The sequence below is a fragment of the Pseudomonas cedrina subsp. cedrina genome (assembly GCF_001983175.1).
Lineage (GTDB): Bacteria > Pseudomonadota > Gammaproteobacteria > Pseudomonadales > Pseudomonadaceae > Aquipseudomonas > Aquipseudomonas cedrina.
Genome location: NZ_MNPW01000009.1, coordinates 46,442 through 63,312, shown reverse-complemented (window position 1 = coordinate 63,312; position 16,871 = coordinate 46,442). Strand labels below are relative to the sequence as shown.

At 61.2% G+C, this 16,871-nt stretch carries 15 protein-coding genes and 1 riboswitch; of the genes, 5 read left to right on the top strand and 10 right to left on the bottom strand.

All coding sequences use genetic code 11. The annotated features are described in order from the left end of the window. Positions 1-27 precede the first annotated feature (27 nt). Positions 28-275, bottom strand: a riboswitch (cobalamin riboswitch). 99 nt (positions 276-374) lie between these two features. After that, positions 375-1,688: a PQQ-dependent sugar dehydrogenase gene (locus BLL36_RS19335; RefSeq protein ID WP_076952934.1), complete on the top strand. Its 1,314-nt coding sequence runs from the start codon at positions 375-377 to the stop codon at positions 1,686-1,688. Between the two features lie 874 nt (positions 1,689-2,562). Here BLL36_RS19335 and BLL36_RS19330 read toward each other — a convergent pair. The 5 genes from BLL36_RS19330 to BLL36_RS19310 all read right to left on the bottom strand — a co-directional run bounded on the left by BLL36_RS19330 (position 2,563) and on the right by BLL36_RS19310 (position 7,140). Then, complete coding sequence (locus BLL36_RS19330) at positions 2,563-3,102, bottom strand: C40 family peptidase (RefSeq protein ID WP_076952933.1); 540 nt, start codon at positions 3,100-3,102, stop codon at positions 2,563-2,565. Positions 3,103-3,246: 144 nt separating this feature from the next. After that, positions 3,247-3,876, bottom strand: coding sequence for a C40 family peptidase (locus BLL36_RS19325; RefSeq protein ID WP_076952932.1), 630 nt, complete (start codon positions 3,874-3,876; stop codon positions 3,247-3,249). Positions 3,877-4,085: 209 nt separating this feature from the next. Next, positions 4,086-4,790, bottom strand: a complete 705-nt coding sequence (gene hda / locus BLL36_RS19320) for a DnaA regulatory inactivator Hda (RefSeq protein ID WP_058424954.1) — start codon at positions 4,788-4,790, stop codon at positions 4,086-4,088. A 203-nt stretch (positions 4,791-4,993) separates the two neighbouring features. After that, positions 4,994-6,067 (bottom strand): AI-2E family transporter, encoded by a 1,074-nt coding sequence (locus BLL36_RS19315; protein ID WP_076952931.1) that lies wholly within the window; start codon positions 6,065-6,067, stop codon positions 4,994-4,996. A gap of 32 nt (positions 6,068-6,099) precedes the next feature. Then, complete coding sequence (locus BLL36_RS19310) at positions 6,100-7,140, bottom strand: DUF2066 domain-containing protein (RefSeq protein WP_076952930.1); 1,041 nt, start codon at positions 7,138-7,140, stop codon at positions 6,100-6,102. A 354-nt stretch (positions 7,141-7,494) separates the two neighbouring features. Here BLL36_RS19310 and purM point away from each other — a divergent pair, with 354 nt between their 5' ends. From purM to BLL36_RS19290, 4 genes are all read left to right on the top strand, one after another. After that, a complete protein-coding gene (purM, locus tag BLL36_RS19305) occupies positions 7,495-8,553 on the top strand; it encodes a phosphoribosylformylglycinamidine cyclo-ligase (RefSeq protein ID WP_076952929.1) in 1,059 nt (352 codons plus the stop codon). Further along, positions 8,553-9,203 carry a phosphoribosylglycinamide formyltransferase gene (purN, locus tag BLL36_RS19300; RefSeq protein WP_076952928.1) on the top strand — a complete coding sequence of 217 codons (651 nt, stop codon included), beginning with the start codon at positions 8,553-8,555 and terminating at the stop codon, positions 9,201-9,203. Before purM ends, purN begins: the two co-directional genes overlap by 1 nt. Positions 9,204-9,211: 8 nt before the next feature. Then, complete coding sequence (locus BLL36_RS19295; RefSeq protein ID WP_076952927.1) at positions 9,212-9,925, top strand: DUF3108 domain-containing protein; 714 nt, start codon at positions 9,212-9,214, stop codon at positions 9,923-9,925. A gap of 295 nt (positions 9,926-10,220) precedes the next feature. Further along, complete coding sequence (locus tag BLL36_RS19290) at positions 10,221-10,409, top strand: hypothetical protein (RefSeq protein WP_044287624.1); 189 nt, start codon at positions 10,221-10,223, stop codon at positions 10,407-10,409. Positions 10,410-10,559: 150 nt separating this feature from the next. Here BLL36_RS19290 and BLL36_RS19285 read toward each other — a convergent pair whose 3' ends face one another. From BLL36_RS19285 to cysM, 5 genes are all read right to left on the bottom strand, one after another. Beyond that, positions 10,560-11,105: a DUF2058 domain-containing protein gene (locus BLL36_RS19285; RefSeq protein ID WP_076952926.1), complete on the bottom strand. Its 546-nt coding sequence runs from the start codon at positions 11,103-11,105 to the stop codon at positions 10,560-10,562. Positions 11,106-11,130: 25 nt separating this feature from the next. Beyond that, positions 11,131-11,964, bottom strand: coding sequence for a nucleoside triphosphate pyrophosphohydrolase (gene mazG, locus BLL36_RS19280; protein ID WP_076952925.1), 834 nt, complete (start codon positions 11,962-11,964; stop codon positions 11,131-11,133). A 160-nt stretch (positions 11,965-12,124) separates the two neighbouring features. Next, on the bottom strand, positions 12,125-14,368 hold the full coding sequence (gene relA / locus BLL36_RS19275) for a GTP diphosphokinase (RefSeq protein WP_076952924.1): 2,244 nt from the start codon (positions 14,366-14,368) through the stop codon (positions 12,125-12,127). A 122-nt stretch (positions 14,369-14,490) separates the two neighbouring features. Then, a complete protein-coding gene (gene rlmD, locus BLL36_RS19270; protein WP_076952923.1) occupies positions 14,491-15,843 on the bottom strand; it encodes a 23S rRNA (uracil(1939)-C(5))-methyltransferase RlmD in 1,353 nt (450 codons plus the stop codon). Continuing rightward, positions 15,843-16,745, bottom strand: coding sequence for a cysteine synthase CysM (gene cysM, locus BLL36_RS19265; RefSeq protein ID WP_076952922.1), 903 nt, complete (start codon positions 16,743-16,745; stop codon positions 15,843-15,845). The genes rlmD and cysM overlap by 1 nt, the downstream gene beginning before the upstream one ends. Positions 16,746-16,871: the final 126 nt, after the last annotated feature.

The window sequence follows — 16,871 nt, the reverse complement described above, 5'->3', positions numbered from 1 at the left end:
CAGACAGCCAAGCATCGCCCACCGTGATGCTGTTGGATGTTTCAGGCCGGTCTCCGGGCTCATGAGTGGCCGCTGCATGCACAGCAGGCCAACGCTGCGCCTTCCCATATCACACGGATACAGTGGCAATAAAGGCAGCGTCTTGACTCATTTACCGTTGCGGGGGCAGCGCCGGGATCGCGGCAGCACTGTGTACAAGTGCGCTCGCTCACCGGCTTCCCTGTTTCACTCTGTCGACGCGCACGCCACAGAGCACCTGGAACAAGCCGCGAAGGTTAGTGGGTTGGGGGTGGAGCGTCAATTAAAGCTGGTGGTGCACTTGAACCATCGCACCGTCGCCCTCCTCTACCCTTACAGGTATCAAGGAGTACACCATGCACAAAACAAGACTCGCCCTACTCATCATGGTCGCCGGCAGCCTCGCGGCCTGCGGTGAAAGCTCCACCCTTCAGGTCTCCGACGGTACCGGGCCGTCGCCCCAGTTGCCCGAACCGAACAAAACCCTGATCCCCACCGTCAATATCGCCCCGGCCATCGGCTGGCCCGAGGGCGTGAGGCCGACAGCCGCCGCCGGCACCCAGGTGGCGGCGTTCGCCGAAGGCCTGGACCATCCGCGCTGGCTGTATGTGCTGCCCAACGGCGACGTGCTGGTGGCGGAAACCAACGCGCCGCCCAAACCGGACGACGCCAAAGGCATTCGTGGCTGGGTCATGGAGAAAGTCATGGGCCGTGCCGGCGCCGGCGTGCCAAGCCCGAACCGTATTACGCTGCTGCGTGACGCCGACCACGACGGCGTCGCGGAGACACGTAGCGTGTTCCTGGAAAATCTCAATTCCCCCTTTGGCATGACGCTGGTCGGCAACGACCTGTACGTGGCCGACTCGGACAAGCTGCTGCGCTTCGCCTATCAACCGGGTGAAACCGCGATCAAGGGCGCCGGCACGACAGTCGTCGACCTGCCGGGCGGCCCGCTGAACCACCACTGGACCAAAAACGTGGTGGCCAGCAAGGACGGTAGCAAGCTGTACGTGAGCGTGGGCTCCAACAGCAATGTCGGCGAAAACGGGCTTGACGCGGAACAGGGCCGGGCGGCGATCTGGGAAGTGGATCGCGCCAGCGGCCAGCACCGCCTCTTCGCCTCCGGCCTGCGCAACCCGAACGGCATGGCGTGGGAACCAAAGAGCGGCAAGCTGTGGACGGCAGTGAACGAGCGTGACGAGATCGGCAGCGACCTGGTGCCTGACTACATCACCTCGGTCAAGGATGGCGGCTTCTATGGCTGGCCGTTCAGTTATTACGGCCAGCATGTGGATGTGCGCGTCACGCCGCAGAACCTGGACCTGGTAGCCAAGGCGATTGCGCCGGACTACGCGGTCGGCCCGCACACCGCTTCGTTGGGCCTGACCTTTGCCGAAGGCAGCAAACTCCCGGCGCCGTTCACCCAGGGCGCGTTTATCGGGCAGCATGGCTCGTGGAATCGCAAGCCGCACAGTGGTTATAAGGTTATCTTCGTGCCGTTTGAAGGTGGAAAACCGAAGGGGCAGCCGGTGGATGTGCTGACCGGGTTTCTCGATAAGGATGAAAAGGCCATGGGCCGGCCGGTGGGTGTGGTGATTGACCAGCAGGGGGGGTTGCTGGTGGCGGATGATGTGGGGAATAAGGTGTGGCGGGTGTCGGCGGCCAAGTAGGCTATATCGAGCAGACCGCAAAACAGCTTGTTGCCGTGGCGGCCTTCGGGCCGACCAGGCTGTTGTTGTTGACCGGGTACATATCCGTTATTTGGGTAACGGCGGCTATTGGTTCCGCCCTTACGGCGGGTCACTTTGGAAAAGCCCCAAAGTAACCAAAGGGCTCTTGCCCCACCACTCGGTACCTCGCTTAGGCTCGGTATGCCCTCACTCCGGCTTGAATCCGTGGGCCGCCGTCATGGGCCATCCATGGCCCAGGACGGCTAACCCGGCGTCCTGCCGGGTTACCCGCGGATTCAAGCCTGCGTTCGGCCAGCGTGGTTGACGGGGCGCCTGAGATCAAGATCAAGATCAAAAGCCAGAGCCAGAGCCAGAGCCAGAGCCAGAGCCAGAGCCAGGCAGTCTGAGGTCTATCTGATGTATGGAGATCAAACTGTGGAGCGGGCTTGCTCGCGAATGCGGTGGATCAGTTACAGATGCACTCGCTGACACACCGCATTCGCGAGCAAGCCCGCTCCCACAGTGTTGATCGAGGTCGACATGAAATACCGGTCGGCTCTTAGGCCGCCGCGCTTTTGCTTTTGATCTGGGATCGCCCCGTCAACCACGCTGGCCGGAATTCGATATTGATTTGGGGGGTAAACCGGCAGGACGCCGGTTTAGCCGCCCCGCGCCATGGATGGCGCGTGGGCGGCGGCCCCCCAAATCAATGTCGGATTACGGGCATGCCGAGCCTAGGCGAGGCACCGAGTGGTGGGGCGAGGACTTTTTGGTTACTTTTTGGTCCTTCAAAAAGTGACCCGCCGTAAGGGCGGAACCCTAAGCCGCCGTTACCGCAGCAACGGATATGTACGCCCAGCCCAATAAAAGCCTCTCAGGGATTACGCGCCAAATTCCCCGGCAACACCCGCTTGGCACTCAGATAAGCATTCTGCCAATACGCCTTATCCAAGCTATCCAGCTTCACCGTCCCACCCGTTTGCGGCGCATGCACAAAGCGGCCCTCACCCACATAGATGCCGGCGTGGCTGACTTGCGAACCGCCGCCGGTGGCGAAGAACAGCAGGTCGCCGGTCTGCAGGTTCTGCTCGCTGACGTCTTGCGCGCGCATTACGATCAGTTCGCGGGTGGTGCGTGGCAAAGAGATGCCGGCGGCGTCGCGGAAGACAAAACCGATCAGGCCACTGCAGTCAAACCCCGAGTCCGGCGTGTTGCCGCCCCAGCGGTATGGCGTGCCGACCAGGCCAAGCGCGCGAAAGAGCACGTCGTCAGCCGCCGGCGAGAAATTCTGGGTGGAATAGTTGAACACCGGCTTAGGCTTGACCGCGACAGGCGCGGGCGGTGGTGGGCGGCTGGCGCAGGCGCTGAGCAGCGCGGCGCAAACGAGGAGAATCAAGCGGGCCGAGGTCGACATGTGCAGAACAATCCTGGTCTGGATGCGGCTTTCGCTGCCGAACGCTGAAAACCAGAACGCGCAAGCAAGGCTCGCGCGAACGGATTACAGCAATGTCCAGGGATTCTAGCGCTTACACGTCAAACTTCAAGTATCACTTTAAGTTTACTTGCTGGCGGTAACCGTGGTCGGGGCCATGGCGAGTGCGCGCTTGGCTTCGATGAAGGTTTTGCTCCAGTAGCTGTCACCCAGGCTGTCGACGCGAACACCACCACTGCGACGGCTGCTGGAGTGGATAAACTGGTTATCGCCCAGGTAGATACCGGCATGACTCACGCGACCACGGCCCGCCGTACTGAAGAAAAGCAGATCACCGGGCTTGAGGTTGTTGCGTGCGACCAACGGTGCTTTTACGTTGATCATTTCGCGGGTGGAGCGCGGCAGGTTCATGCCGGCTTCTTCACGAAACAGGTAGCCGATGAAACCGCTGCAGTCGAACCCGGCTTCGGACGTACCGCCGAAACGGTAACGGGTGCCAATCAGGGACATGCCGCGTTCAAGGATGCTGTCGGCCAGGACCGGGAGCTGATAAGGCTTGCTGCCGGAAAAATCGGCCAGTTCCTTTTCAGTTGCCACCTCTTCTTCATAAACGGAAGAAGACTGTGCGGCGACGAATTTTGCCTGGGACTGTTGCTGAGGCTTCTGCTGTTCGACCACGTGTTGAGGGTGGGAGGCGCAGCCAAACAACAGGGTAACGAGTGCGAGAGGCACGAGGGGTGCGAAGCGATTTAGCATGGGCACGACCGTGGCTGGTATGTAAAGAAGCCGAGACTATGCCTTCTATCACATCGATTTGCAAATTCAATCGTGGTCTATGTGACTTCGCAATTGGACCATGGCATCTAAGCCGTAATTCCATTTATCGGTTCAAATGCGTGACCAAACAGGTCATAACGCAGGATTTCTGGCGCCTGTAAAATGCCGAGTCCCGATAAATCAACGACTTACCAACCCAACGTCTCTTTGAGAAAAGGGATCGTCAATTTTCGTTGTGCCTGTAAAGAGGCCTGATCAAGCTGCTCGAGCAGATCGAACAACGCACTCATGCTGCGGGTGCCACGGGTGAGGATAAAATGCCCGACCTCGTCGGTGAGGTGCAGGCCGCGCCGCGATGCGCGCAGCTGAAGGGCACGCAATTTGTCTTCATCGGACAGCGGGCGCATCTGGAAGATCAACGCCAGGGTCATGCGCGATTTGAGATCGGCCAACTTGATCGGCAATTCGCGTGGCGAGGTAGAGGCTGCGATCAGCAGGCGCCGCCCGCTGTCACGCAAACGATTGAACAGGTGAAACAGCGCCTCTTCCCAATCAGCCTTGCCGGCGATCGCTTGCAAGTCGTCCAGGCACACCAGTTCGTATTGCTCAAGATGGTCGAAGATGCCGATACCGCGGTCCATCAATTCAGCCAGGGGCAGATAGACCGCCGGCTCGCCCATTTGCTCGAAACGCAGGCAGGCGGCCTGCAACAGGTGGGTACGCCCTACGCCGTGTTTGCCCCACAGGTAGATAAGGCTTTCGGTCCACCCGGCGTCGGCTTCGCAAAGCCGCTCGACATAGCCGAGTGCAGCGGCATTGGCGCCTGGGTAGTAGTTGATAAAGGTGGCGTCATCACGCAGACGCACACCCAAGGGCAGCTGAATCGGTTTCATGCTGACTGAACGGCTGCAAAAGAACCGTTAGTGGCCTCTATGTAAAGTTTGCAAAGTTTATACCCGTGACGCCGGGCGCACAATGCAGCAGACCCCAAGCAAAATCAAAGGTTTGCGTTAACCCGTTGGATTCACGAAGATTGTTTGACGTTACGGCGCCATAAATAACAAACCCGGCCGGAGCCGGGTTTGTGGTGCACCGATTACAAGTCGGGGTCTTCAACCCCCGTATACACTTCCGAATCCTTGTACAGATCGTGCACATGGCGCACCAGCACCATGATCACCGCCGCCACCGGCAGCGCCAACAGAATGCCGGTAAACCCGAACAGCTCACCGCCCGCCAGGATCGCAAAGATCACCGCCACCGGGTGCAGGCCAATCCGATCGCCTACCAGCAACGGCGTCAGCACCATGCCTTCCAGAGCCTGGCCGACCATGAACACGGCGACGATCCCCAGCATCGGGTACAGGTCGCCGCCAAATTGGAACAGCCCCGCCACCAAGGCCGCGCCAATACCAATCACAAACCCCATATACGGCACGATCGCGGCCAGGCCGGCGATCAGGCCGATCAACAGGCCCAGTTCCAGGCCAATCGCCATCAAGCCCGCAGCATAAATGATCCCCAGGGCAAGCATGACCAGCAACTGGCCGCGCACAAAGGCACCCAGCACCTCATGGCATTCCTCGGCCAGGGAGACGATGCGCTCCTCACGGTTGCGCGGCAGCAGACTGCGGATCTTGGCCATCATGATGTCCCAGTCGCGCAGCAGGTAGAACGCAACCACCGGGATCAGCACCAGGTTGGTCAACCAGCCGATCAGCGCCAGGCTGGACGCGGTCGCCTGGCTGAGGATGACACCGACGATATCGGTGGTCTGGCCCATGTGTTCGCTGATGGCCGCCTTGACCTTGTCAAACTTCCAGAACCCATCCGATAACCCCAGCTTGGCCTGGGCCCACGGCATCGCCGTGTGCTGCAGCCAATCGAGCATCTGCGGCGCCAGCTCATACAGGCGAAACAGTTGCTTGGCCAACATCGGCACCAGCACCAGCACCAACGCCGTGATGATCAAGGTAAACAGGGCGAACACCGCCACCACGCCCCAGGTACGCGACAAGCCGGCCTTCTCCAGGCGGTCCACCACGGGATCGAACAGATAGGCCAACAGCAACGCCACCAGGAACGGCGTCAGGATCGAATGCAGCAAGAATACAAAAACGCACAGCAGGACAATCCCGCCAAGCCACACCCAACGACGCGTATCCGCCATAAACCACTCCAGCTATATAAAGAAGAAAACTGTTACCAACGAAAACGCAGTTGCGCCTGAGGCTCAGGCGCGGCAGGTGGCTGAGCGCCATCCGCCTGCGGCTGTTGAACCGGCGCCTCACCGGCAGGAATCTCCTGCAACTTGGCCAGGCTCAACTGGGTACGCAACTGATCGGCACTGCCGTTGACGCGATACACAATGCGATCGCCCTCCACCCGCTGCGGCTGAGCGCCAAAGGGTTCAAGCAGATGGCCCAGCGTGGCATAGCGCTCAAGGGTCATGCCCTGCACTTCCAGCAACTGTTCAGCGCTCACGCCAGGCTTGACCGCAAAGCGCGGCGCCAGTTTCTGGCTCACCGCCAGCATCACCGCGTCCGCCACGGCGCCCGTGTCGGCACCTTGCGCGGTGCCCTGCTCGCTTTTGTCACCCAACCACAGGCGCCATTTGGCCTGCCATTGGCTGCCTTCCTGGCGCGCATGCACCGCCAGCAAGGCGTCGGCGCCGTAGCGCTCGGAGGCGGCGCGTAGCGGCGTGGCATCGCTGCTTTCCAGGTTCGACGCGGTGGCGACCACCTGCTCATCCAGGTCGCCCAGCGGCAGGCGCAACGGCAAGCCCCGGTGTTGCGCGGCACGACGCAGCGCCTGGGCGACGGTCTGGCCATCACCGACCAGGCTGCTGCCCTCGGTGGAATCGTTCAGCCACCAGCCGAGGATTGATGGCCGGTTGCTGCCCCAGATCGACAGGCCTGCTTCACGCAGGACGCGATCAGTGCTCACCGGGTCGAAATCCACCTGCAGGCTCTCCGGCGGACCGGCGTCATAGCCATATTGCGTGATGATTTGCTGCGGGTCTTTGCGAACGGCCGCCAGGCCCGGGCCCTCGGCGGCCTTGGCATCGCCGGTCAGGCGTATGACCAGGGTCTGCACGGCGCGCTGGGTAGCCTGGTCGCGCTCTTGCGCAGACTGGCTGCCGACCGGTTCGAGTACTTGATACAGGCCATTGAGTGTTTCGGCATGACTCGCCAGGCTGACCAATGACAAGCAGCCTACAAAGAAGAATTTACACAGACGCATGGAAGATTCCCGAACGACAAATTTAGCGGCTGGATCAGACCGCGTGGACTCGGTTTGGCAGGGCTGTGACCACAGCGACCGGCAAAACACTCACGGGGTCCCGGTAGTTTTCGTACTGTCATAACGATAGCGAGTTAAAGGCTATACCTTAATACGTGCCAAAGCAGAGCCGATCAGCATTTTTTTAACCGGCTTTTTTACCGATATGCCCCTGCCCGTCGGCCCGAGGATGGCCGCTGCCCCTCAAGCCTGATAAAATCGCGCGCCTTCGCAGACCGTCAACGGCTGGGCCTTTTACCAAAAGCGCCTGCCGGCTCGGTCGTTACCCAGAAATCCCCCCTAAAGGCCTGGATCATGAGCAAGCAACCCTCCCTGAGCTACAAGGACGCCGGTGTAGACATCGACGCCGGTGAAGCATTGGTCGAACGCATCAAGAGCGTCGCCAAGCGCACTGCGCGCCCCGAAGTCATGGGCGGCCTGGGCGGTTTTGGCGCCCTCTGCGAAATCCCGGCCGGCTACAAGCAGCCTGTGCTGGTGTCCGGCACCGACGGCGTGGGCACCAAGCTGCGCCTGGCGCTGAACCTGAACAAGCACGACACCATCGGCATCGACCTGGTCGCCATGTGCGTCAACGACCTGGTGGTATGCGGCGCCGAGCCGTTGTTCTTCCTCGACTACTATGCCACCGGCAAGCTGAACGTAGACACCGCGGCGCAAGTGGTCACCGGCATCGGCGCCGGCTGCGAGCTGTCGGGTTGCTCCCTGGTGGGCGGCGAAACCGCTGAAATGCCAGGCATGTACGAAGGCGAAGACTACGACCTGGCCGGCTTCTGCGTCGGCGTCGTGGAAAAAGCCGAGATCATCGACGGCTCCAAGGTAGCCGCCGGTGACGCGCTGCTGGCCCTGCCATCCTCCGGCCCGCACTCCAACGGTTACTCGCTGATCCGCAAGATCATCGAAGTGTCCGGCGCCGACATCGAGAACACCCAGCTCGACGGCAAGCCACTGGCCGACCTGCTCATGGCCCCGACCCGTATCTACGTCAAGCCGTTGCTCAAGCTGATCAAGGACACCGGCGCGGTCAAGGCCATGGCCCACATCACCGGTGGTGGCCTGCTGGACAACATCCCGCGCGTGCTGCCAAAAGGCGCCCAGGCGATCGTTGACGTGGCCAGCTGGCAGCGTCCTGCGGTATTCGACTGGCTGCAAGAGAAAGGCAACGTCGACGAAACCGAAATGCACCGCGTGCTCAACTGCGGCGTCGGCATGGTCATCTGCGTGGCTCAAGAGCACGTTGAAACTGCGCTGAACGTGCTGCGTGAAGCCGGCGAGCAGCCTTGGGTCATCGGCCAGATCGCCAGCGCCGCCGAAGGCGCGGCCCAGGTTGAACTGAAGAACCTCAAGGCTCACTGATGTCTGCAACCTGTGATGTCGTGGTGCTGCTTTCCGGCACCGGCAGTAACTTGCAGGCCCTGATCGACAGCACGCGCACCGGCGATAGCCCGGTGCGCATCGCGGCGGTGATTTCCAACCGCAGCGACGCCTACGGCCTGCAACGCGCCAGGGACGCGGGCATTGCCACCCGCTCGCTGGATCACAAGACGTTCGAGGGCCGCGAGGCCTTCGACAGCGCCTTGATCGAACTGATCGACGCCTTCAACCCCAAACTGGTGGTACTGGCCGGTTTCATGCGCATCCTCAGTGCTGATTTCGTGCGACATTACGAAGGGCGCCTGCTCAATATCCACCCTTCCCTGCTGCCCAAGTACAAAGGCATGCACACGCACCAGCGTGCGCTTGACGCCGGCGACCGCGAGCACGGCTGCAGCGTGCATTTTGTCACCGAGGAACTCGATGGCGGGCCTCTGGTCGTACAGGCAGTGGTTCCGGTAGAGTCCAACGACTCGGCGCAGAGCCTTGCGCAACGGGTTCACACCCAGGAACACAGGATTTACCCACTGGCTGTTCGCTGGTTTGCCGAGGGGCGGTTGATTCTTGGCGACCAGGGTGCATTATTGGACGGCCAGTTACTTGCGGCCAGCGGCCACTTGATTCGAACCTAGGAGATTTTATGCGTCGCGCCTTGCTCTTCGCTTTTGCGCTGTTCGCCTTGCCTGCCGTGCAAGCAGCAGATTTACATCCTTTCTCCGCCAGCTATACCGCCGACTGGAAACAGTTGCCCATGAGTGGTTCGGCAGAACGCAGCCTGACCAAGAACGGTGACGGCACCTGGACCTTGAATTTCAAGGCTTCCATGATGATCGCCAGCCTGACCGAAACCAGCGTGATCCTGTTCGACAAGGACACCCTGCAACCGAAGAGCTACACCTTCGAACGCGGTGGCCTGGGCAAGGCGAAGAAGATCAACCTGGACTTCGACCAGTCCGCCAAGAAAGTCACCGGCTTCGAGAACAAGGACCCGGTCAACGTCACGCTTGAAAGCGGCATGCTCGACAAATCGACTTACCAGCTTGCCCTGCAACGTGACGTGGCTGGCGGCAAGAAGAGCATGAGCTACCGCGTGGTCGAGGGTACTGATGTCGACACCTACGACTTCCGTGTGATTGGCCAGGAAAAGGTCCAGACCAAGGTCGGCGCCATCGACGCGATCAAGGTCGAGCGCGTGCGTGATCCGTCGCAGAGCAAGCGCATCACCCAGATGTGGTTTGCCAAGGACCAGGGCGGCATCCTGGTTGCCCTGCGCCAGGTGGAAACCGACGGCAAGGAATACAACATCATGCTGCAGGACGGTACCGTTGACGGTAAGGCTGTCAAAGGTAGCTGATCGGTAGATGAGCAAAGAGCCTCGCGAATGCGGGGCTTTTTTTCGTCTGCAGCTTTTGTGTTGAAGCTTCTGTCGCCATCGCAGGCAAGCCAGCTCCCACAGTTGGCATGCATTCCAAGGTGGGAGCTGGCTTGCCTGCGATGGCGATGGATGTTTCACCACAGAGCTTTCAGCCAGCCCCAACATGAAACTTCTGTCATAAACCGTCAAAGCCGTTTACTTAGCAAGCTATCAAAATATATAACAAAGACCTGCGACGACTTGCCGCAGGTCCACCCGAGATTGGAGCAAGCAGATGACTGTAAAAGTAACTGAACGCGACGACGAACATATGTCCCACGAAGCACTGGGCCATGGGATTCATATCTGGGATGTACACCAACAAGACCTGTTGGTCGGCATGTTTCACAACGAGAGCGACGCTCATAATTATAAAAACGAGCTTGAAGCCCTTGAGATGAGACGCCAGGCGCAAAGCTCCTGAAACGCTGAATTAGCCCCTTGTAGGAGCGAGCTTGCTCGCGAAGAACTCACAGACGCCGCGTTCGTTCAGGAAGCACGCGTTATCGTTGACGTTTTTCGCGAGCAAGCTCGCTCCTACAGAAAAAAGCCTTAACTGACTGTTTTTACAGCCTTACCACATCAGGTCATCAGGGATCTGGTAGGCGGCGTATGGATCATCCTCATCCGGCACCTGGCTTTCGGTAAGCAGGTTGAGCTGCACGATACGCTCCGGTGCGCGCTCCTGGATCTTGAGCGCCGCTTCGCGCGGGATCACCTCATAGCCGCCGCCGTGATGCACGATCGCCAGGGAGCCGTTGCTCAGCTTGTTACGCATCAGCGTGTTGACCGACAGGCGCTTGACCTTCTTGTCATCCACGAAGTTGTAGTAGTCCTCGGTGGTCAGCTTGGGCAGGCGCGAGGTCTCGATCAGTTGCTTGACCTGCGCGGTGCGCGCCTTGGCCTCGGCTTTTTCCTGCTGCTGACGGTTCAGCTCCTGGTCGCGCTTGACCTTCTCGGCATGTGCCTCGGCAGCCAGGCGGGCCTGGGTGTCATCCGCCTCGATCTGGCCTTTGTGGACCAGGCGCTGCTGCTTCTGTTTGTCTTTGCCGACCTGCTTGGCCTGCTTTTGGTTGACCAGACCTGCTTTGAGCAACTGGTCGCGAAGGGAAAGGCTCATGGTGCTTACTCACTTTGGCAACTGCTCAACCGCAGCTGGACACGTTCTTTTCCTGACGTTTGGCTTCGCCCCAGAGGGCGTCCAAGTCTTCGAGGGTGCAATCTTCCATGGGACGGTGGGTCTGGCGCAATGCCTGTTCGATAAATCGGAAACGTCGCTCGAATTTGGCGTTGGCGCCACGCAGCGCGGTTTCCGGGTCGACCTTGAGATGGCGAGCCAGGTTGACCGCCGCGAACAGCAGGTCACCGACCTCGTCGGCGATGGCCGCCGTGTCGTTGTCGGCCATGGCTTCGAGGACTTCGTCCAGTTCTTCGCGCACGTTATCCACCACCGGCAACGCCGACGGCCAGTCGAAACCGACCTGACTGGCGCGCTTCTGCAATTTGGCGGCGCGGGACAGGGACGGCAGCGCGGTGGGCACATCGTCAAGCAGGGACAGTTGCTCCGGCGCGTCGGACTTCTGCGCGCGCTCTTCGGCCTTGATCTGCTCCCAGCGTTCCTTGACCTGCTCTTCGTTCAACTGCGCAATATCCAGCGGTGCGTACAGATCGCCGGTGGGGAATACGTGGGGATGGCGACGGATCAGCTTGCGGGTGATGCTGTCGACGACCCCGGCGAATTCGAAGCGCCCTTCTTCCCGCGCCAGTTGGCTGTAGTAGACCACCTGGAACAGCAGGTCGCCCAACTCGCCTTGCAGGTGATCGAAGTCACCGCGTTCGATGGCGTCGGCCACCTCGTAGGCTTCTTCGAGGGTATGCGGCACGATGCTGGCGTAGGTTTGCTTGATGTCCCACGGGCAACCGTATTGCGGGTCGCGCAGGCGGTTCATCAGGTGCAGCAGGTCTTCGAGTGAATACATCGGTCAATCTCTGCCCATTTCTTGGAAACGCTAAAGATCAAATGTGGGAGCCGGGCTTGCCCGCGATGCAGTCACCTCAGTGCTCAAGTAATACCGAGGTGATGCTATCGCAGGCAAGCCAGCTCACACAGAAAGCAGTCCTACCTGTCCCCACACCGCATCAAGGCGTACGGTTACGCCGCGTCTCGATGATGTTCGGCAACTGGGAAATCCGCCCCAGCAACCGCCCCAATGCATCCAGCCCAGGAATCTCGATGGTCAGGGACATCAACGCGGTGTTGTCCTCTTTATTCGAGCGCGTGTTGACCGCCAGCACGTTGATCCGCTCATTGAGCAGCACTTGCGACACGTCCCGCAGCAAACCGGAACGGTCGTAGGCGCGGATCACGATGTCGACCGGATAGGTCAGCACTGGCACCGGGCCCCAGCTGACCTGGATGATCCGCTCCGGCTCGCGCCCGCCCAATTGCAGCACCGAGGCGCAGTCCTGACGGTGAATGCTCACGCCGCGCCCCTGGGTGATGTAGCCGACGATCGCGTCGCCCGGCAACGGCTGGCAGCAACCGGCGATTTGCGTCATCAAGTTGCCGACGCCCTGGATCTGGATGTCGCCGCGCTTGCCGGGCTTGTAGCCGGTGGCCTTGCGCGGGATCAGTTCCAGCTGTTCGTTGCCGCGTTCCGGCTCGACCAGTTGCTGGGCCAGGTTGACCAGTTGCGCCAGGCGCAAATCGCCGGCGCCGAGGGCGGCGAACATGTCTTCGGCAATCTTCATGTTGGCCTTTTCGGCCAGCTTGTCGAAGTCCACCTGGGGCAGGCCCAGGCGACCCAATTCGCGCTCGAGCAAGGTCTTGCCGGCGGCGACGTTCTGGTCGCGCGCCTGCAATTTGAACCAGTGGACAATCTTCGCCCGCGCCCGCGACGTGGTGATGTAGCCCAGGTTCGGGTTCAGCCAGTCGCGGCTCGGCGTGCCGTGCTTGCTGGTGATGATCTCGACCTGCTCGCCGGTCTGCAGGCTGTAGTTGAGCGGCACGATGCGCCCGTTGATCTTGGCGCCCCGGCAGTTGTGGCCGATCTCGGTGTGCACGCGGTAGGCAAAATCCAGCGGCGTGGCGCCCTTGGGCAAGTCGATGGCATGGCCGTCGGGGGTGAAGATGTAGACCCGGTCCGGCTCGATATCCACCCGCAGCTGTTCGGCCAGGCCGCCGATATCGCCGAGTTCTTCGTGCCATTCCAGCACTTGGCGCAGCCAGGAGATTTTCTCTTCGTACTGGTTGGAACCGGCCTTGACGTCGGTGCCCTTGTAGCGCCAGTGCGCACACACGCCCAACTCGGCCTCTTCGTGCATGGCGTGGGTGCGGATCTGCACTTCCAGCACTTTGCCTTCAGGGCCGATCACAGCCGTGTGCAGCGAGCGGTAGCCGTTTTCCTTGGGATTGGCGATGTAGTCGTCAAATTCCTTGGGAATGTGGCGCCACAAGGTATGGACGATACCCAGCGCGGTGTAGCAGTCGCGCATTTCCGGCACCAGCACACGCACGGCGCGCACGTCGTAGATCTGGCTGAAAGCCAGGCCCTTGCGCTGCATTTTGCGCCAGATGGAATAGATGTGTTTGGCGCGGCCGCTGATGTCGGCTTCGACGCCGGTGGCCTGCAACTCGGAACGCAATTGGCCCATCACATCGCTGATGAAGCGTTCACGGTCAAGCCGGCGCTCGTGCAGCAGCGTGGCAATCTGCTTGTATTGATCGGGTTCCAGGTAACGGAAGGACAAGTCCTCCAGCTCCCACTTGATATGGCCGATACCCAGGCGGTGCGCGAGCGGCGCGTAGATATCGAAGACTTCGCGGGCGACGCGGTTGCGCTTCTCGTCGTCGGCGGTCTTGACCGCACGGATCGCGCAGGTGCGCTCGGCCAGCTTGATCAGGGCGACACGCACGTCGTCGACCATCGCCACCAGCATCTTGCGCAGGTTTTCCACCTGGCCCTGGGTGCCCAGCACCATGGACTGGCGCGGGCTGAGGCTGGCGCTGATCGCGGCCATGCGCAGCACGCCGTCAATCAGCTTGGCCACGACCGAGCCGAAACGCTGGCCAACGGTGGCCAACGGGATGTGCCCCTCACGCACGCCGCGATACAGCACGGCGGCGATCAGCGAATCCTGGTCCAGCTTGAGATCGGCGAGGATCTCGGCGATTTCCAGGCCAGTGCGAAAGCTTGAAGTGCCTTCGGCCCACAGGTTCTTGGCCGCATTGTCTTGCTGCTCAGACTCGCGAGCGAACTCGCAGGCTGCTTTCAAGGCTTCACGGTCCAGCGCCGGGTCGACGCTGATGGCATGATCCAGCCATGCCTCGAGATTGATACTGCCGTCGGTGTTGATCGGCTGGTGTGCTCTCACCTGTACCATCTTGCTTACCTTCCCTACGACGCACCTTGGATGCGCCAGAATTCATCGCCGACCTTGTACTGCAGGCTCCCTGGCAGATCACAGCCCAGGAAACGACAGGCCGGTCGGATTAAACGGGCATCCTAGCCCGCTTCAAATAACGCCATGGCCTCGACATGCGCGGTTTGCGGAAACATGTCGAGGATCCCGGCACGTTTTAGCCGGTAGCCTTGCTTGACCAACTCAACCGTGTCCCGCGCCAGCGTGGCCGGGTTGCAGGACACATACACCAGGCGCTTGGCCCCAAGGGTCGCGAGCGTACGCACAACCTCCAGGGCACCGTCACGGGGTGGGTCCAAGAGTACCGCAGAAAAGCCCTGTTTGGCCCATTGCGCGTCAGTCAAAGGCTGGGACAAATCGGCTTGAAAAAACTGCGCATTATGCAAATTATTCTCGGCGGCGTTGAGGGCCGCGCGGTCCACCATGGCCTGCACGCCTTCTACCGCCACCACTTCACGCACGTGGCGCGCCAATGGCAGGGCAAAGTTGCCCAGGCCGCAAAACAGGTCCAGCACCCGTTCGTCGGGTTGTGGCGCCAGCCATTCCAGGGCCTGGGCCACCATCGCCGCGTTAACCCCGGCGTTGACCTGCACGAAGTCCCCCGGCCGGTAGGCCAGCGCCAGGTCCCACTGTTCCAAGCGATAACCGAGGGTCTGATCCGCCTCGACCGGCTCCGGTTGCCCCTCGCCATGCAGCCACAACTGGGCCTCATGGAAGCTGCAGAATTCTTTCAGGGCCAGCAGGTCCGCTTCCGATAACGGCGACATGTGCCGCAACAACACGGCAACAGACGTACCACTGAACAACTCCACATGCCCCAGTGCCTGAGGTTTGCTCAAGCGGCGCAGCAGGTTGGGCAGGCGCTGCATGATCGGTTGCAAGGCCTGTACCAGCACCGGGCATTCATCGATGGCAACGATGTCCTGGCTGGCCACCGCGCGAAAACCGACCTCCAGGTGTTTGGCCTTGGCGTCCCAACGCACGGCCACGCGGGCGCGGCGGCGGTAGCCGAATTCCGGGCCGCTCAACGGCGCAGCCCAAGCTTGCGGTTCGACGCCGGCCACACGGGACAATTGCTCGGCGAGCATGCGCTGTTTGAGGGCGAGTTGTTCGGCATGGGGCAAATGCTGCACGCTGCAACCGCCGCAGCGGCCAAAGTGCGCACAGGGCGCCGGGCGCCGCAACTCGCTGGCCTTGAACACCCGCTCGGTACGCGCCTCGACGATTTTGCCGTGGGCGCCCAACACCCGTGCTTCCACCTCTTCGCCGGCCAGCGCACCATTCACAAACCAGGTGCGCCCTTCAAAGAACACGATACCGCGACCGTCATTGGCCAGGCGCTCGATGGTCAGGCGTTGCTTCTTGCCCACCGGAATCTGCGGGGCCCGGCTGCCGCCCGTCGGTTGGAAGCGCAGGCCTCTCTCGTGCTTGGCCATCAGTTGGGTTCGTCGAAAATGCCGGTCGACAGGTAGCGGTCGCCTCGGTCACAGATGATCGCGACGATCACCGCGTTTTCAACCTCTTGGGACAGGCGCAACATACCGGCCACGGCGCCACCGGACGACACGCCGCAGAAGATGCCTTCTTCACGGGCCAGTCGGCGGGTGGTGTCTTCGGCTTCACGCTGCGCCATGTCGATAATGCGGTCCACGCGGGTCGCGTTGTAGATCCTGGGCAAATACTCTTCGGGCCAACGGCGGATACCCGGGATGGCCGCGCCTTCCATCGGTTGCAGGCCGACGATCTGTACGTCCGGGTTCTGCTCCTTGAGGTAGCGCGAATTGCCCATGATGGTGCCGGTGGTGCCCATGGAACTGACGAAATGGGTGATGGTGCCCTGGGTCTGGCGCCAGATCTCCGGGCCGGTGCTGGTGTAGTGCGCTTCGGGGTTGTCGCCGTTGGCGAACTGGTCCAACACCTGGCCACGGCCTTCGGCGGCCATGCGCTCGGCAAGGTCGCGCGCGCCTTCCATGCCCTGCTCCTGTGTCACCAGGATCAGTTCGGCGCCATACGCCGTCATCGCGGCCTTGCGCTCGGCGCTGGAGTTGTCGGGCATGATCAGGATCATCTTGTAGCCTTTGATCGCCGCGGCCATGGCCAGGGCGATCCCGGTGTTACCCGAGGTGGCTTCGATCAGGGTGTCGCCGGGCTTGATCTGCCCGCGCAACTCGGCGCGGGTAATCATCGACAATGCCGGGCGGTCTTTTACCGAGCCGGCCGGGTTGTTGCCTTCGAGCTTGAGCAACAGGGTATTGCTGGTTTCTCCCGCCATGCGTTGCAAGCGGACCAGGGGCGTGTTGCCGACGCAATCGGCGATTGTGGGGTACTGCAAGGTCATGGCGTATTCGCAATCCAGACTGCGGGGCGCACATCATACCGGGAAAGGCCGGCAGGCCATATCACGCAAAGTGCGGTGCATATGGCTTAAAGGAATAAGCGAGGGAGGTGGTGGCTGAGCTTGCCC

Bases quoted from the DNA above. Each gene is read 5' to 3' on its own strand.
- purN (WP_076952928.1), top strand. From the start codon at position 8,553: ATGTCTGCAACCTGTGATGTCGTGGTGCTGCTTTCCGGCACCGGCAGT.
- hda (WP_058424954.1), bottom strand. From the start codon at position 4,790: ATGAAACCGATTCAGCTGCCCTTGGGTGTGCGTCTGCGTGATGACGCC.
- BLL36_RS19315 (WP_076952931.1), bottom strand. From the start codon at position 6,067: ATGGCGGATACGCGTCGTTGGGTGTGGCTTGGCGGGATTGTCCTGCTG.
- cysM (WP_076952922.1), bottom strand. From the start codon at position 16,745: ATGACCTTGCAGTACCCCACAATCGCCGATTGCGTCGGCAACACGCCC.
- BLL36_RS19290 (WP_044287624.1), top strand. From the start codon at position 10,221: ATGACTGTAAAAGTAACTGAACGCGACGACGAACATATGTCCCACGAA.
- BLL36_RS19285 (WP_076952926.1), bottom strand. From the start codon at position 11,105: ATGAGCCTTTCCCTTCGCGACCAGTTGCTCAAAGCAGGTCTGGTCAAC.
- mazG (WP_076952925.1), bottom strand. From the start codon at position 11,964: ATGTATTCACTCGAAGACCTGCTGCACCTGATGAACCGCCTGCGCGAC.
- relA (WP_076952924.1), bottom strand. From the start codon at position 14,368: ATGGTACAGGTGAGAGCACACCAGCCGATCAACACCGACGGCAGTATC.
- BLL36_RS19325 (WP_076952932.1), bottom strand. From the start codon at position 3,876: ATGCTAAATCGCTTCGCACCCCTCGTGCCTCTCGCACTCGTTACCCTG.
- purM (WP_076952929.1), top strand. From the start codon at position 7,495: ATGAGCAAGCAACCCTCCCTGAGCTACAAGGACGCCGGTGTAGACATC.
- rlmD (WP_076952923.1), bottom strand. From the start codon at position 15,843: ATGGCCAAGCACGAGAGAGGCCTGCGCTTCCAACCGACGGGCGGCAGC.
- BLL36_RS19335 (WP_076952934.1), top strand. From the start codon at position 375: ATGCACAAAACAAGACTCGCCCTACTCATCATGGTCGCCGGCAGCCTC.
- BLL36_RS19310 (WP_076952930.1), bottom strand. From the start codon at position 7,140: ATGCGTCTGTGTAAATTCTTCTTTGTAGGCTGCTTGTCATTGGTCAGC.
- BLL36_RS19295 (WP_076952927.1), top strand. From the start codon at position 9,212: ATGCGTCGCGCCTTGCTCTTCGCTTTTGCGCTGTTCGCCTTGCCTGCC.
- BLL36_RS19330 (WP_076952933.1), bottom strand. From the start codon at position 3,102: ATGTCGACCTCGGCCCGCTTGATTCTCCTCGTTTGCGCCGCGCTGCTC.